Consider the following 14,056-nt stretch of genomic DNA (forward strand, 5'->3'; position numbering starts at 1 on the left):
CGGCGTCGTCGATCTTCAGCTGCAGCTTCATGACGTCGCCGCATGCGGGCGCGCCCACGAGGCCGGTGCCCACGCTGGGGTCGCTCTTGTCGAAGCTGCCCACGTTCCGCGGGTTCTCGTAGTGGTCGATGACCTTGTCGCTGTAGGACATGAAACTCCTCAACACTGGGAGCCGGCCCGATGCTTCGGCAAGGAGGGCTCGGCCGGCCGGGCGCTCAGTGGGCCGCCCACTCCACGCTCTTCAGGTCGATGCCTTCCTTGGCCATCTCGTAGAGGGGGCTCATCTCACGCAGGCGCGTGACCTTGTCCACCATCAACTTGATGACGAAGTCGACCTCTTCCTCGGTGTTGAAGCGGCCGAGGCCAAAACGAATGGAGCTGTGCGCCAACTCCTCCTCCACCCCGCAGGCGCGCAGCACGTAGGAGGGCTCCAGCGAGGCCGAGGTGCAGGCCGAGCCGGACGACACCGCCACGTCCTTGATGGCCATCATCAGCGCCTCGCCCTCCACGTAGGCGAAGGAGATGTTGAGGCTGCCCGGCAGCCGGTGCTCCAGCGAGCCATTCACCTCGACCAGGTCGAGCTGCTCCATGATGCCCTTGCGCAGCTTCTCGCGCAGGCGGAGCAGGCGCGCGGACTCGTCGGCCATCTCCTGGCGGGCAAGCTCCGCCGCCTTGCCGAAGCCCACGATGGACGCCACGTTGAGCGTGCCCGAGCGCATGCCGCGCTCATGGCCACCACCATCGATGATGGGGGCGATGCGCACGCGCGGCTTGCGGCGCACGTACAGGGCGCCCACGCCCTTGGGCCCGTACATCTTGTGCGCCGAGAGGGCCGCCAGGTCGACGTGCATCTCCTCCACGTTGAAGGGCACCTTGCCCACGCCCTGCACCGCGTCGCAGTGGAAGAGGATGCCCTTGTGGCGGCACAGCTTGCCAATCTCCGCGACGGGCTGGACGGTGCCGATCTCGTTGTTGGCGAGCATGATGGACACGAGGATGGTCTTGTCCGTCATGGCCGCCTCGAGCTTCTCGAGGTCGACCCGGCCATCCTTCTCCACGTCCAGGTAGGTGACGCGCGCGCCACCGGTGGGCAGCTCGGCCCACTGGCGGTACACCGCGTCGCTGTCGATGTCGTACTTGAGCGACATCTCGGCGAGGTTGTCGCGCGTGACGGGCGTGCCGGCCAGCTGCGTGAGCCGCATCTGCTTGAGCTCGTCCAGGCGCTCCTGGCGCACGCGCTCCAGGCGCTTGCAGGTGTCGAGCACCGCCTTGTGCTCGGTCTTCAGGGTGATGATGTGGTCACCCTTGTCCTTGTAGAACTCGACCACGCCCTTGATGGCGAGGTTGTCGGACTCGGTGGCGCCCGAGGTGAAGACGATCTCCTTGTCGGACGCGCCGATGAGCGCCGCCACCTGCTTGCGCGCCTGCTCCACCGCGGCCTCGGCCTTCCAGCCGAACGCGTGGTTGCGCGACGCGGCGTTGCCGAAGTCCTCGCGCAGGTACGGCAGCATCGCCTCCAGCACCCGGGGGTCCATCGGGGTGGTGGCGTGGTTGTCCATGTAGATGGGCAGCTTCAGCATCTCGGTAAACCTTCCGGGCGATTGTCCGTCCCCTCGCCGGGGGGTCGGGGTAACCCCGCGAGTCCCTTGGGTGCTCCTACATGGGCGCACCTAATGTGGACTGGACTGGTCAATTATAAAATCGGGACCCCCTCGGTCAAGCCGACATAAGGAGGGGAGCGCCCGGGCTTCTAATAACCACCTACAGGACCGAATCAGTCCTCTATCACGATTGGGCCGGTCCGGGGCGATCCACCTTGGGGCACCCGCACAACCCTGGAGCACCCCTCGGCGCCAAGTGCGCGATTTCAGGGCAGCCGTGCCTTGGCCGACAGACTGCAATCCCCGAAGTCCGTGACTTCCGGAGGGATGCGCCAATGAGCACGAACGAGAAGCGGGCCGTCAAGCTGAACGCGGTGGGGGCCATGGAGCTGTCAGTGGGCGGCCGGACGGAGCTGGCGCGCAGTGGCGGAGGCGAGCCGCCGCAGGGGGGGGGCAATGACGGGCGGCAGTACCGGGAGGGGTGGCGGGCGGGCAAGCCGGAGGAGGATCCGGAGAAGATGAAGAAGTGGGGCCTCGTCACGGCGCGGCCGAGCGAGTTCCTCATCCACATGCGCCGGGGCCGCGTGCGCGAGGTGAGCGGGCAGGGCGCCTCGTGCTTCAAGCTGCCGGGCGACGCGGTGGCGATTGTCCCCACCAGCGTGCAGCGGTTGCAGTTCACCGCGGACCAGGTGACGAGCGAGAAGGTCGGCGTGCAGGTGACGGGCCTGGCGGTGTACCGGATTGTGGATCCGCTGGTGGCCTTCCGGATGCTGAACTTCTCCTTCCCGGAGCGGGCCCAGCAGAAACTGGCGGAGCTGCTGCGCGAGATGTTCGTGGGCGCGGTGCGGCGGCTGGTGGCCAACCTCTCGGTGGAGGAGTGCCTCTCCAAGCGCAAGGAGGGCATCGCCACGGAGCTGATGCGCGAGATTGCCCCGGTGGTGTCGGGCAAGGGGCGGCTGGAGGACCGGTCGGACTCGGGGTGGGGCGTCGTCCTGGACACGATTGAAATCCAGGACGTGCGGGTGCTGTCGGACACGGTGTTCGCCAACATGCAGGCGCGCTTCCGGCAGGAGCAGGAGCGGGTGGCGCGCGAGGCGGAGCTGGCCAAGGAGCGCTTCATCCGCCGGGAGGAGGCGGAGGCGGAGCGGCAGATCGCCCTGACGCGGCTGGCGACGGAGGAGGAGGTCCGGCACAAGCGGCAGGAGGCCGAGGAGCAGGCGAAGCTGGAGTCGCTGGCCGTCGAGTCGCGCGTGGAGGAGGCGCGGGTCGCCAAGGAGCGGAGCACGCGGCAGGCGCAGGTGGGGCTGGAGCGCGAGACGGCGCTGGCGAAGCTGAACGCCGAGCTGGAGGTGAAGGAGCAGAAGGCGAAGGCGGAGGAGGCGCAGAAGCTGGCGGCGCTGGAGGCCGAGCGGCGCATGGCGGAGGCGAAGCTGGCCCAGGAGCGGGGGCTGGCGACGTCGCGGTCCCAGGCGGAGCTGGAGAAGCTGAAGCTGGAGCAGCAGGCGCAGGCGGCGAAGCTGGAGCAGGAGCGCGCGCTGGCGGTGGCGAAGGCCCAGGCGGAGCTGGAGCGGCTGAAGCTGGAGCAGGAGGCGGAGGCGGCGCGGCTGGCGCATGAGCGGCAGATGGCGGCGGTGCGCGCCGAGGCGGAGCTGGAGAAGCTGCACCAGGAGCAGCAGGCGCAGACGGCGCGGCACGGGGTGATGCTGGCGGTGCTGCAGCAGGAGACGGAGCGCGCCCGGGCGCAGGCGAAGATGGCGGAGGCGCGGTGCGCGATCGCCGAGGCGGAGCTGGCCATGGCGGAGATGGAGGCGCGCAAGGCCCGCATCACGCAGGATCCGGAGCTGGCGCGGGTACGCGCCCTCAAGGAGATCGACAACACGCTGTCGCCCGAGGCCATCCAGCTCGTGCTGGCGCAGCAGTTGCCGCAGGTGGCGGCGGCGTTCCAGCAGAAGATGGGCGAGGTGCATGTGACGGCGGTGGATGGGGCCAACCCCTTCGGCTACATCGCCGCGGCGGTGGAGGGCGTCATGGGCCTGGCGCGCTCGGCGGGCCTGCAGGTGCCCACGCCGAAGAAGGACCAGCCGGCGTCGTAGTCGCGAGGGCCGGAGGCCGCCGGGCGTCCGGTGGCCTCTCCCGGCACACCCCCGAAGGCGCGACTCCCCGAGCGGCGCGTGGCGCGCTAGAACCCGGGGCCATGAAAGTCTTCGAGATTCGCGACGGATTCGGGCTGGACAAGCTGGTGTCCTGTGAGCGGCCGGACCCTCAGCCCGGTCCCTTCCAGGTGCGGGTGCGGGTGAAGGCCACGAGCCTCAACTACCGCGACCTGATGATGGTGGAGGGGCGCTACAACCCCCGGCAGAAGCTGCCCCTCGTCCCCAACTCGGACGGGGCGGGCGTGGTGGATGCCGTGGGGCCGGGCGTCACCCGCGTCAAGCCCGGGGACCGGGTGATGGGCCTCTTCGCGCAGACGTGGCTCGCGGGAGAGCCCACGCGCGCCACGCAGGCCACCACGCTGGGCGGGCCCCTCGATGGCGCGCTCGGCGACACCCTGCTCCTCCACGAGGACGGCGTGGTGCCCACGCCCCCGCACCTGTCGGACGAGGAGGCCGCCACGCTGCCGTGCGCGGCCGTCACCGCGTGGAGCGCGCTCGTCACCCACGGTGGGCTCAAGGCGGGCGACACCGTGCTGCTACAGGGCACCGGGGGCGTCTCCATCTTCGCGCTGCAGATCGCCCGGCTGTTGGGGGCGCGCGTCATCCTCACCTCCAGCCGTGACGACAAGCTGGAGCGTGCTCGCGCGCTGGGCGCCCACGAGGGCATCAACTACGTGACGGCCCCGGACTGGGACAAGGCGGCGCGTGCCCTCACCGGTGGCGCCGGTGTGGACCATGTGGTGGAGGTGGGCGGGGCCGGTACCCTGGAGAAGTCCCTGCGCTCCGTGCGCCTCGGGGGCACGGTGTCCGTCATCGGCGTGCTCAGCGGTGGGGCGGGGGCGGTGCCCCTCACGCCCATCCTCATGGGGAACGTGCGCGTGCAGGGCATCTTCGTGGGCCACCGCCAGTCCTTCGAGGCCCTCAACCGCGCCCTCACCTTGCACGGCGTCCGGCCGGTGGTGGATCGCGTCTTCCCCTTCGCCGAGGCTCGCGCCGCCTTCGAGCACCTCAAGAGTGGCGCGCACTTCGGCAAGGTCGTCATCCGGGTGGAGTGATTGGCCCGGTTTCAGTTCTACGCGCGTAGAAGCGGAATGGACGCCGCGGGTTTCAGTTCTACGCGCGTAGAAGCGGAATGGACGGCTGGTGTCTCAGACCACGGATAGACCGTCTTGCTTCGAGACCCCACCGGCCAGTTGCCAGTGCATAAGCCTGTGAATTCACAGGCTATCGGCCATGGCCTGAGCGTTGCTCTTCGCTGGGCCAGTCGCAATTCCGCGGCTGTCTCTCTTGAAGAGGGCACTCATGATTGAAACGAACGGAAGCAACACCCTGCTCGAACTGACGCTCGTGCAGGTGCGGGACTCCATCCGCTCCTACCTGGCCCAAGGCAACGCTGGGCACTACAGCATCGGCCGGCTCTACAACTACACCGTCACCAACGAACTCGCGGAGAAAGAGGGCTTCGCGAGTGCCCAGGAGTTCTTCAGCCAGAACTTCAAGGAACTGGCGCAGTCGACCTTGAGCCGGTACGGCGCCGTGGCGCGCCAGTTCACCGAGGAGTCGTGCAGGAAGTACGGCGTGGCGAAGCTGGCCTCGTTGAGCACCTACGCCAAGGTGGCGGAGCTCCAGCTCCTGTCCGGCGACGTGGGCGGCATGCCCATTGACGTCCCCCAGGACGGCGGCACCGTGGCGTCGAAGCCCTTTGCCGAGTGCAGCCTGGAGGACCTGCTCAAGGCCGTGAAGCACAAGCGCAACCCGTCGAAGGCAACCATGCCCGCGCCGGACGCGGCCCGCGTCGACTTCATGCGGGAGAGCTTCTCGCGGCACTTCGCCCAGGGCGCCCGCGTGCAACTCAAGACGAGCCTCCAGGGCGGCAAGACGCTTCTCACCATCCAGGGCGTGCCACTGGATGACATGGAGAAGCTCGCGGAGGCTCTGCTCGACGGGCTCCAGCCCCGGCTCGTGCGCACGGTGGGCTGAGCGCATCCGCCGTCCTGTTTCAGCTGGGGTCACCGCCAGCGGGTGAAGGCGCCTCGTCCTCGCCTCCCTCGCTGGCGCTGCTCGAGGCAGCGGAGGGCCGGCTGATGACATAGCCCACCAACAAGAACACGAGCCAGATCACGAAGCCGATGAACGCCAGGATGAGGGTGAGCATGGCCCCCATCTCCAGGCCATTCGACCCGGCACTCGCTCCGAGTAGGAGCGCGGGAACGGCCGGCACCAGCGAGCCGATAAACGACAGCACCAGTCCCGTCCCCAGCCCCCTCGCGGTATTCGGATCCTCCTGACGGAACAGCCACAGGATTCCAAGACCCACCAGCGACAGTGCGGGCGGGAGGACGTTCAGGCACAGCAATAGGAAGTCGTCGACCGGCATGGCGCGAGAGAGCCTACCTCATCTCCGCCGCTGGGCCGGGGGCCCTTGGACGTGCCAGGGGGCTCTCACGCCGAGTGCGTGGACACCCGCGCATTGCTGCTCAATGAGCGCCAGCTTTCTCTCCCGTTCGAGCCAACCGCGGCCCTGGTCCCATGGAGACTTGACGTTCGCTGGCGTTTTCCTTCGCGCCTACGCCCGGGTGGAGGTTCTCCGAGCGCTGCACGTCCGCCTGCGTCTTCCCCGAGGACTGGAACGAGCGCTCTGGTCGAGCCGCTCGCACCACCTGCCGGAGTCACGCCTCGCGTCCTATCTCGGCTGGCTGCGCGAAGAGGTGGTGCGCCTCTGCTCGTGGTAGCGGGCCTCCCACACATCCGATAGCCCGACTGGCTTCTCGTCCGGTTCGCGAAGCCCTCCGGGCTCTCCATGTTCTCCTGGGACGCCCCGCGTCCAGGAAAGGGGAGCCAGTATGGCATCGAACGATGAGGGCACCTCCTCGCTCTTCATTCCCACCCCCATCCCCGAGTCCCAGGCCTTCCGGTGGGACGACCTGCTCACCCCCACCCAGAGCGCCCTGCGGGAGCTGCTCACCTGGCTGACGGCCGCTTGCGATACGAGCAGCCGCACGCGCAGCGACGAGCACCTGTCCACCAGCCTCCTCATCTCGGGTGCCCGGGGTTCCGGCAAGACCACCGTCCTGCTCAGCGCGGCCCTGGCGCTCCGCGACTGGAAGTGCTTCCTCAAGTGGGAGAACGACCAGCCTCCCACCGGGGAAGACAAGTTCCACCGTGACCTGGCCGAGATGCTCAAGCACCTCTCCGGCCGTATTGCCTGGCTGGAGCCTCTCGACCTGGAGCCCCTGCCCGCGAGGGCCAACCTCCTGGCCACCCTCCTGGTCCGCGTGCGTGCCGCCATCGACGGCACCCGGTACTCCGGGCCCACCCGCCGCCAGGGCTCCTGGGCTCCCTCCTCCCTCCTCGAGGAGAGCGCCGAGGACACCTGGGGAAAGCTGGATCAGCTCGTCCGGGATGCGTCCTTCATGTGGGAGGACTTCCCCTCCGCCACCGACGCCCGCGTGCGCGCTGAGCAGCAGATCAAGGCCTCGGAGATCTACGCCAACTTCCAGAGTCGCTTCGGCGAGGCCATGGAGCAGGTCGCCCGGACACTGGCCATCCCCAAATTCGGCGCTTCGGATCGGGAGCAGGTGATCCTCGTCCTGCCCATCGACAATGTCGACCGCAGCATCGACCACCTCTACAACATCGTGAAGCTGACCCGCATGGTCACCAGCCGCCGGCTCTGGTTCGTCCTCGCCGCCGGCCACCAGGAGTTCCAGCTCTTCATGGAGCGCTCCTTCCAGAAGGAGCTGATGGGCTCCGGGCAGCCCTTCGTCGGGCCCAGCCGCGACGAGACGCTCGCCATCGCCCGCCGTCAGGCCGCCACCACCCTGCGCCGCACGCTGCCTCCCAACTACCGCCTCAGCATCGGAGCGGTGGCGCCGGAGCTGGCCTGGACGTACCCCTATCAGCTCGGTGAGCGGAAGCAGGGCGCCTCCAAGGAGGAGCTGCGCTTGTGCGATCTCCTCGGGAAGCTCCAGCTGCCGCGCTCGGAGGCCCGGGGACACAAGCTGGAGTGGTTCGCCGACCTCTTCAATCTCGGCCCTCGGCTCTCCGCGTCCGTGCAGGAGGCCTGCCGGGCGCTCAGCCGGGAATGGGACCTGGGAGCGGGGGGACCCTCCGAAGCCAAAGCCGCTGATGCACCGCCCCTCCTCACCGACGCGGCCCGGCAGGCCCTCACCCTGCCCGCGCGCACCCTGCAGGATCTCTGGCATGCCACCTATCGCGAGTGGAGGAGCTCCGCGAGGGATGATGGGGAGAAGGCCGTCCGGGTCGCCACCGAGATGCTGCGCAACGCCATCGACGAGAGCGAGCTGCCCGCGTGGGCGAGCCAGCAGCTCCACAACCGCATCATCCGGCAGGACGCTCAGGGCCGGATCATCCTGGACCTGACGGGCAAGCCGGTGAGCCGTGCCAAGCGCACCTCCCTCTCGGACGTGATGGAGTGGCCGCGCTGGGAGTCCTACCCCGAGGCAGAGGGAGCGCCCCCCGTGAAGGAGGACCCGTCCAGCCACGGCGTCCTCACCAGTGAGCTGCACCTGCGGCGCTTCCACGATGTCATCCTGCTGCAGAACGACCTCGATACGCCGGGCAACCGCGTGCCCATGCCCGGCAGCGTCGCCGGCTGGTTCATGTTGCTGCACGACCTGCTGATGCTCTTCCAGGAGCCCCGGGTGCTCAACGTGGAGGTGACTCCCTTCGAGATGAGCCCGGAGATCGTGGTGACGCTGCACGAGCTGTACGTGGAGAACTCCGCGGGCGAGAGCTCCGAGGGCGAGCCCTTCGTCCAGCTCGACTTCCTGTGGAGCCTGCCCACCTGGGACACCTTCATCGACTTCGCCCTCTTCACCGCGCAGTGGAGGGCCTTCCTCCACGAGTCGAGGGTCCTCTTCACGTCCCAACCCGAGCCCGCGTGCGTCAAGCGCCTCTTCCGGTTCATCCTGGCGGCCTGGGTCGACAACGTCTGCTCGGTGGCCGGGCTCGAGCGGGGCCAGTGGGACCTGTCGTCGGGGGTCTCGGCGGTGCTCGAGGAGCTGCGCCAGGGTGAGCGTCCCCAGGCTTCCTCGGGCAGCCCTGGGGCGGAGGCTCCGTCCAAGGAGCGGGGGGACAGGAGCAAGCTGGAGGACTACGAGCGGACGGTACGGATGGCCATCAACGGGCTGCTGGGCTCCATCCAGGAAAAGAGCCGGGGGTATGACCGGCTGTGGATGGCGCGCGTCTGGCTGGAGCAGTCCCTGCCCCTGCTCGCGCTGCCGGAGTTCTCACCGTCGCCCTGGCTCTCCCATCTGTTGAACTGGCCGGAGGGGGATGATTATCAGCGGCCGGGCTGGGAGGCGCTGCTGGAGCATTGGGAGCACCACGTGCATCGGCTGAAGCGCAACCGGCAGCGCTGGGTGCGCGCGGTGGCGATGCGCTCCAGCAACTACGAGCAGCTCCGCGAGGCCCATGGCGCCGACGGGCATGGGGGAGCGAGTGCCCCCCAGCAATGGCTCGCTCAGGTGACCCGGGCCTGGTTCCTCGCCGTGGATTGGGACTACCAGGAGCGTGAGCTGGAGGTGCTCAAGGAGCTGAATCCGGAGGAGCCCCATCCATGAGCGCGGAGGGCTCGGGTCAGGTTTTGGGCGCACTGCCGCCACGCCGCATTCCCGAGGCCTACGTCCGGGCCGAGGTGGCCTGCTTCCCGCTCACCCACCTGGAGGCCTTCCGGCGCTCGGTGATGGTGTTGGAGCCCTGGTTGGACAACCGCGCCGGCCAGCCCACCCGGGGGCTGTGGCGCGAGTGCGAGAAGAGCCTGTCGGAGCACGCCAGCGGCTGGTCGCTCGACCGGCTCGTCGCGGTGCGCGACTTCTTCTGGTTCATCCATCCCGGAGGCCTCGGGGCCCGGCCCTCGGAGCGAGGGGTGAGCCTGTGCGGCTACCTGCGTCACCTGGCCATGGCGCACCTGGAGCGTCGCTCCGGCGTCACGGAGATCGCCCAGAGCACGACCGCCGAGGCGGTGGAGGCCCTCGCGCATTACCGCTGGCTCACCTTCGCGCTGCCGGAGGATCTGCTGCTGTCCGCGCTGCCGGTGTCGCCTCCGGCCACGCGGGTGAACATCGAGCCGCCCCTGTTGGTGCGGCACCTGCTGGACCGGGGGGTGACGGAGATCCACCACCACATCGGCGCGGGCATGGACTTCCCCCTCATGTGGGCCTCGCTGCTGTCCACCCTGGGAGAGCCGGGCCTGGAGCGGGATGCCCTGCGGGGACCGGGCTTGCCCTTCGGAGACGAGGGGCGGCTGCTGGACTGGCTGCTGGCGGCCGCGGTGGCGCGCTGCGTGCTGGCCGAGTTCCTCCTGCGCGGCGGTGAGGGGACACTGTGGGACTTCGTCCGAGACCTGGGGCACTCGCCGTCCTGGCGGTGGCTGCCCCGGTGGTGGCGGGTGCTGGCGCGGACGTTGCGCGCGCTGGCCTGGGGCCAGGAGGGGTTGCTGCCGGAATTCGAGGAGCTGCGCGACCTCTACGCGGCGCTCCACCCCATGGCGAGCCACAACGCCTCGGAGCCTCCCGAGACGCTCGACGAGGTGTGGAGGCGGTGCGATCCCATCGCCCTGCGCCTGCGGCTGAACAAGCCCAACGCGGGGGAGCGCTGGTTGGTGCGCAACGCCCTGTCCTGGATGGAGCACCAGGAGCGGCTCCAGGCGACGGACAAGTCCTTCTGTCGCGTCTTCTGGCAGGCGCTGCGGATCCGCTGCCTGTGCTACCGCGCCTTCGTGCAGCGGCCGATGACGGCGGGCCTGCAGTGGTTCCTGCGCTTCTACGGGCGCCTGCACTCGTTCCGCGGCCCGCTGCGCGCCGCTCGCGCCGAGGCGTCCTACTACGTGGCGGGAGGCAACCAGCCCATTGCCGCCCTGGAGGTGCGGACCAGCCCCGCCGAGGATCCCATGAAGCTGGCCGAGGAGCTGTGGCGGATGATGGGCTCCTGGCGGCACGTGCTGCGACAGACGGGCAGTGGCTGCGGGGGGCAGGCGCCCGAGTTCGGCGTGGTGCTGCACCTCACCAAGAGTCGGGATCCGTCGCGCCACTGGCTCGCGGGCGCTCCACCGGCTTTTGGTGGAGGCAGCTACGCCGAGCCCCACCCTCGGGGTGAGATGCGGATGGGAGGCCGCTTCGCGGACTACCACACCTCCCAGTCCACCAAGGTCCAGGCGCTGGTGGATCTGCTCCGGGCCGTGCCGCTGGCCCTGTGGCTGGTGCGGGGGCTGGACGTGGCCTCGGACGAGCTGGGCGTGCCCACCTGGGTGATGGTGCCGCTGTACCGCTTCGTGCGCAGGGAGGCGGCCCGCGTCGCGGTGGTGAGCTCGGCCCGGAGTCCTCCGCCGTTGCGGATGACGGCCCATGTGGGCGAGGACTTCCGCCATCTCATGGAGGGGCTGCGCCGCATCTACGAGTGCGTCCACTACCAGTTGGATCGCACCGGGGGACGCCTGGGACACGCCACCGCGCTGGGCGTGGAGCCCCGGATGTGGGCCGAGTCGGTGGGCGCGGTGATGATGCCCGCCGAGGAGCGGCTGTGGGACCTGGTCTTCGAGTGGCGGCTCTACAGCCGCTTCCGGCTGCCCCCGGAGCTGTGGGTGGAGGCTCCGCCCGGCAGGCCGCAGCAGGTGCAGAACGCCATCCGCGAGCTGTCCGAGCTCGTCTTCGGCAGGGACTTCCAGCCGCCCGTGCTGGCCGAGGCCCACCATGTGCTGCACAACCTGTGGTGTCCCCCCCTGGCGAAGGAGGGGGCCGAGGTGGGGTTGGATGCCTTCTCGCGGGCGTTCCAGCGGGTGGACTGGTTGCAGGTGCAGAGCCACCGGGACGTCTGGAGGATCCTCTCCAAGTACCGCGAGAGCGAGAGCGTCTACCTGCGGGGGCAGAAGCTGGTGGACATCGCCCTGGATGGCTCGGAGGTGGCGGCGCTCCGGGCCGTGCAGGATGGGATGCGCCGGTGCGTGGCGGCCCGGGGCATCGTCGTGGAGGTGAATCCCTCCAGCAACCTGCTCATCGGCAACCTGTTGGACCTGCGCAACCACCCCATCCTGCGGCTGTTTCCACCGCAGTCCCAGGAGGGACAGCCTCCGCCGGTGCCCATCGCCGTGGGGGCGGACGATCCCCTCACCTTCAGCACCTTCCTGCTGCGCGAGTACTCGCTGCTGCACGAGGCGGCGGTGGGCGCGGGCTACCCGGAGCGGGTGGTGCACGAGTGGCTGGCCACCGTCCGCCAGACGAGCATGGACGCTCGTTTCACCGTGCCCTGGCGGCCCACGGCCCTGGGCATGGCGGAGGAGCTGCTGGAATCGCTCGGGGACTACCTGATGAAACCGTCCTCGGGCCTCAGGGCGCCGCCCTCCCGGAGTTGGGAGTCCTACGGAAGCCTGGCGGGTCCCCCGGGGTAGCGGCAGGCGGGGGCGCGCCCCTCTCGGATTCCCGGAAGAGTCTGCCGAGCACGCTGTCCATCATGGAACTCAACATCCGGTCCGCGGAGAAGCCGACCGCCACCGACAGCACCGCGCGGGCGAAGAAGGCGGCCGCTTCGGAGCTCACGACGATCTGGACGAGCGCCTGGGAGGGGTTGGGGGCGGTGGTGCCATGGGTGACCACCACGGACAGCAGCAGCCCGGACTGCTCGAGGAGGATGAGGAACAGGGCCGCGAAGCCGCCGATCAGGGGCTTCACGAAGAGGTAATAGAAGAAGTACCGGACCGTCGCTCCCGTCGAGACGACGAAGCGCTCCTTCGAAAGCATGTTGGAGAGGACGGCGCCCCCCATCCCGCACAGGGCGAAGAGGACGAGCGCGTCGGGCTGATGCTTCGTCAGGTTGTCGGAGAGCAGCGTCTGGTCGAAGGCGAGCAGCGCCAGGCCGAAGAGCACCAGCAGCAGTATGGCGCTCAGGATCTGGATGGAGACGTTGAGGGAGAGCTGCCAGAACCGCTTGTCGCGCTGAGCGTCCATGACGCTCAACGCGCCGTGGAGGATGTACCTGCAGCGCGCGAGTCGCTCGCCCGTGAGCCCCTGGGGGCTACCGGGGTCTTCCGTGGGCTTCAACTGGCTCCGGAGGAGCTGGACCGCCTCACGGAGGGGACCGGGGGCCTGCTCCGTCCCCAGCCAGAGCTCACGCAGGACGGGGTTGGTGACCTTCTGCTCGAAGCGTTGCTGCACCGCCAGCGACTGGGTGGCCAGCATCTCCACGGGCAGGACGAGCAGCAGCAGCGCGTCGACTTCGTGGACGAGCTCCCAGAAGGAGAAGGGTCGCTTGAACGTCCGGTCGATGCACTCCTTGGCCAGCGTCAGCTTTTGACAGCACTGGTCGAGGATGAAGCGCTCCTGCTCCGTCAGGCCGGGGCGGTGGGCGCTCATCGCGACCTGGGCCGCATCGCCCTCCAGCTTGCCCCAGAGGACCTGGGTGGCGGACATGCGGCTCTTCCACTTCCGGACCCCGGAGAACTCGGAGAGCGACACGTTGTCAGGGCATGAAGCAGTTGCTGGCGCCGCCATGAAACACACATGTCCATGGCCGCGGGCGGGGACAAGCCCGCGCGGGGCATCCCGCGGTCGCTTCCACCCACGCGCCTGTCCCCAGGGAAACCGCTGGTTTCCTGGAAACGCTGGTAGCATTCCCCGCCATGAAATTTCAGGCGCGCCGCCTCCTGCCCCTCTGCCTTCTCCTGCTCGTCACGACCACCCGGTGCTCGTGCCTCACCGCGACCACCTCGACGGGGACGTGCGAGGGGACCATCGGAGGCGTGGATGTCTCCGGGGAGCTCGACCCCGAGAGCGAGCATCACACGGTGTACCCGCCGGGGGCCCTCGGGTCGCTGACCGTGCTCAACCTGAGCTGCGCCAAGGGCAAGCTCAAGTTGCGAGGCACGATGGATCGGGTCACCGGCCTGTTCTCGGAGCCCCATTCGCTGCCGGTGGAAGGGGGCGCGTCCACGTGCCCTCCGGGGACGAGTGACGGCGGAGTCTCGGACGCGGGGACCTCGGATGGTGGAACCTCGGATGCGGGGACGGGCGGCTGCACGCCTGGGCCTGGGAGCGGAGACACCACGGTTCGCGAATGGGAGGTGCTCTCGGACGCGCACCCCAAGCTCGTCGCGGGCGTCATCGAGGCCATCCTGAAGCTCGACACGAGCGTCGACGGCACGGTGACGATGGAGTTCGCCGATGGTTCCAAGGTGACCATCCGCTTCAACGTGTACCATGAGGACAGCCTGGACGTCGGCTCGCCCCCCTCGTCGGGCGGTGGTGGTGGTGGCTCGGACTTCGACTGAGTGCGGGGCCAGGCGGGGTG

Annotated in this window: 10 protein-coding genes; 6 read left to right on the forward strand and 4 right to left on the reverse strand. The window is 69.1% G+C overall.

Annotated elements, in window-relative coordinates; all coding sequences use genetic code 11:
• Both VF697_RS00885 and VF697_RS00890 read right to left on the reverse strand, forming a co-directional pair.
• Positions 1–151: iron-sulfur cluster assembly scaffold protein (locus VF697_RS00885; RefSeq protein ID WP_331091327.1), on the reverse strand; the 151-nt coding region annotated here is incomplete at its 3' end.
• A 64-nt stretch (positions 152–215) separates the two neighbouring features.
• The gene (locus tag VF697_RS00890) at positions 216–1,577 is read right to left on the reverse strand and encodes an IscS subfamily cysteine desulfurase (protein WP_331091329.1); all 1,362 of its coding nucleotides are present in this window, start codon (positions 1,575–1,577) and stop codon (positions 216–218) included.
• Between the two features lie 359 nt (positions 1,578–1,936).
• Between VF697_RS00890 and VF697_RS00895 the strand changes: the two genes are divergently transcribed.
• From VF697_RS00895 to VF697_RS00905, 3 genes are all read left to right on the forward strand, one after another.
• A complete protein-coding gene (locus VF697_RS00895) occupies positions 1,937–3,694 on the forward strand; it encodes an SPFH domain-containing protein (protein ID WP_331091288.1) in 1,758 nt (585 codons plus the stop codon).
• 101 nt (positions 3,695–3,795) lie between these two features.
• On the forward strand, positions 3,796–4,809 hold the full coding sequence (locus VF697_RS00900; RefSeq protein ID WP_331091290.1) for an NAD(P)-dependent alcohol dehydrogenase: 1,014 nt from the start codon (positions 3,796–3,798) through the stop codon (positions 4,807–4,809).
• 247 nt (positions 4,810–5,056) lie between these two features.
• Positions 5,057–5,734 (forward strand): hypothetical protein, encoded by a 678-nt coding sequence (locus VF697_RS00905; RefSeq protein ID WP_331091292.1) that lies wholly within the window; start codon positions 5,057–5,059, stop codon positions 5,732–5,734.
• A 19-nt stretch (positions 5,735–5,753) separates the two neighbouring features.
• Here VF697_RS00905 and VF697_RS00910 read toward each other — a convergent pair whose 3' ends face one another.
• The gene (locus VF697_RS00910; protein ID WP_331091294.1) at positions 5,754–6,131 is read right to left on the reverse strand and encodes a hypothetical protein; all 378 of its coding nucleotides are present in this window, start codon (positions 6,129–6,131) and stop codon (positions 5,754–5,756) included.
• Between the two features lie 466 nt (positions 6,132–6,597).
• Between VF697_RS00910 and VF697_RS00915 the strand changes: the two genes are divergently transcribed.
• Entirely contained in the window at positions 6,598–9,339 is a 2,742-nt protein-coding gene (locus VF697_RS00915) for a hypothetical protein (RefSeq protein ID WP_331091296.1), read from the forward strand.
• Entirely contained in the window at positions 9,336–12,161 is a 2,826-nt protein-coding gene (locus VF697_RS00920; protein ID WP_331091298.1) for a hypothetical protein, read from the forward strand. The genes VF697_RS00915 and VF697_RS00920 overlap by 4 nt, the downstream gene beginning before the upstream one ends.
• On the opposite strand, the gene VF697_RS00925 is transcribed toward VF697_RS00920, so the two are convergent.
• Positions 12,100–13,179, reverse strand: a complete 1,080-nt coding sequence (locus VF697_RS00925; protein WP_331091300.1) for a hypothetical protein — start codon at positions 13,177–13,179, stop codon at positions 12,100–12,102. The two genes, VF697_RS00920 and VF697_RS00925, sit on opposite strands and share 62 nt — an antisense overlap.
• 209 nt (positions 13,180–13,388) lie before the next feature.
• Between VF697_RS00925 and VF697_RS00930 the strand changes: the two genes are divergently transcribed.
• Positions 13,389–14,036: a hypothetical protein gene (locus VF697_RS00930; protein ID WP_331091302.1), complete on the forward strand. Its 648-nt coding sequence runs from the start codon at positions 13,389–13,391 to the stop codon at positions 14,034–14,036.
• Positions 14,037–14,056 lie beyond the last annotated feature (20 nt).

The sequence above is a fragment of the Archangium sp. genome, assembly GCF_036388035.1.
GTDB lineage: Bacteria > Myxococcota > Myxococcia > Myxococcales > Myxococcaceae > Archangium.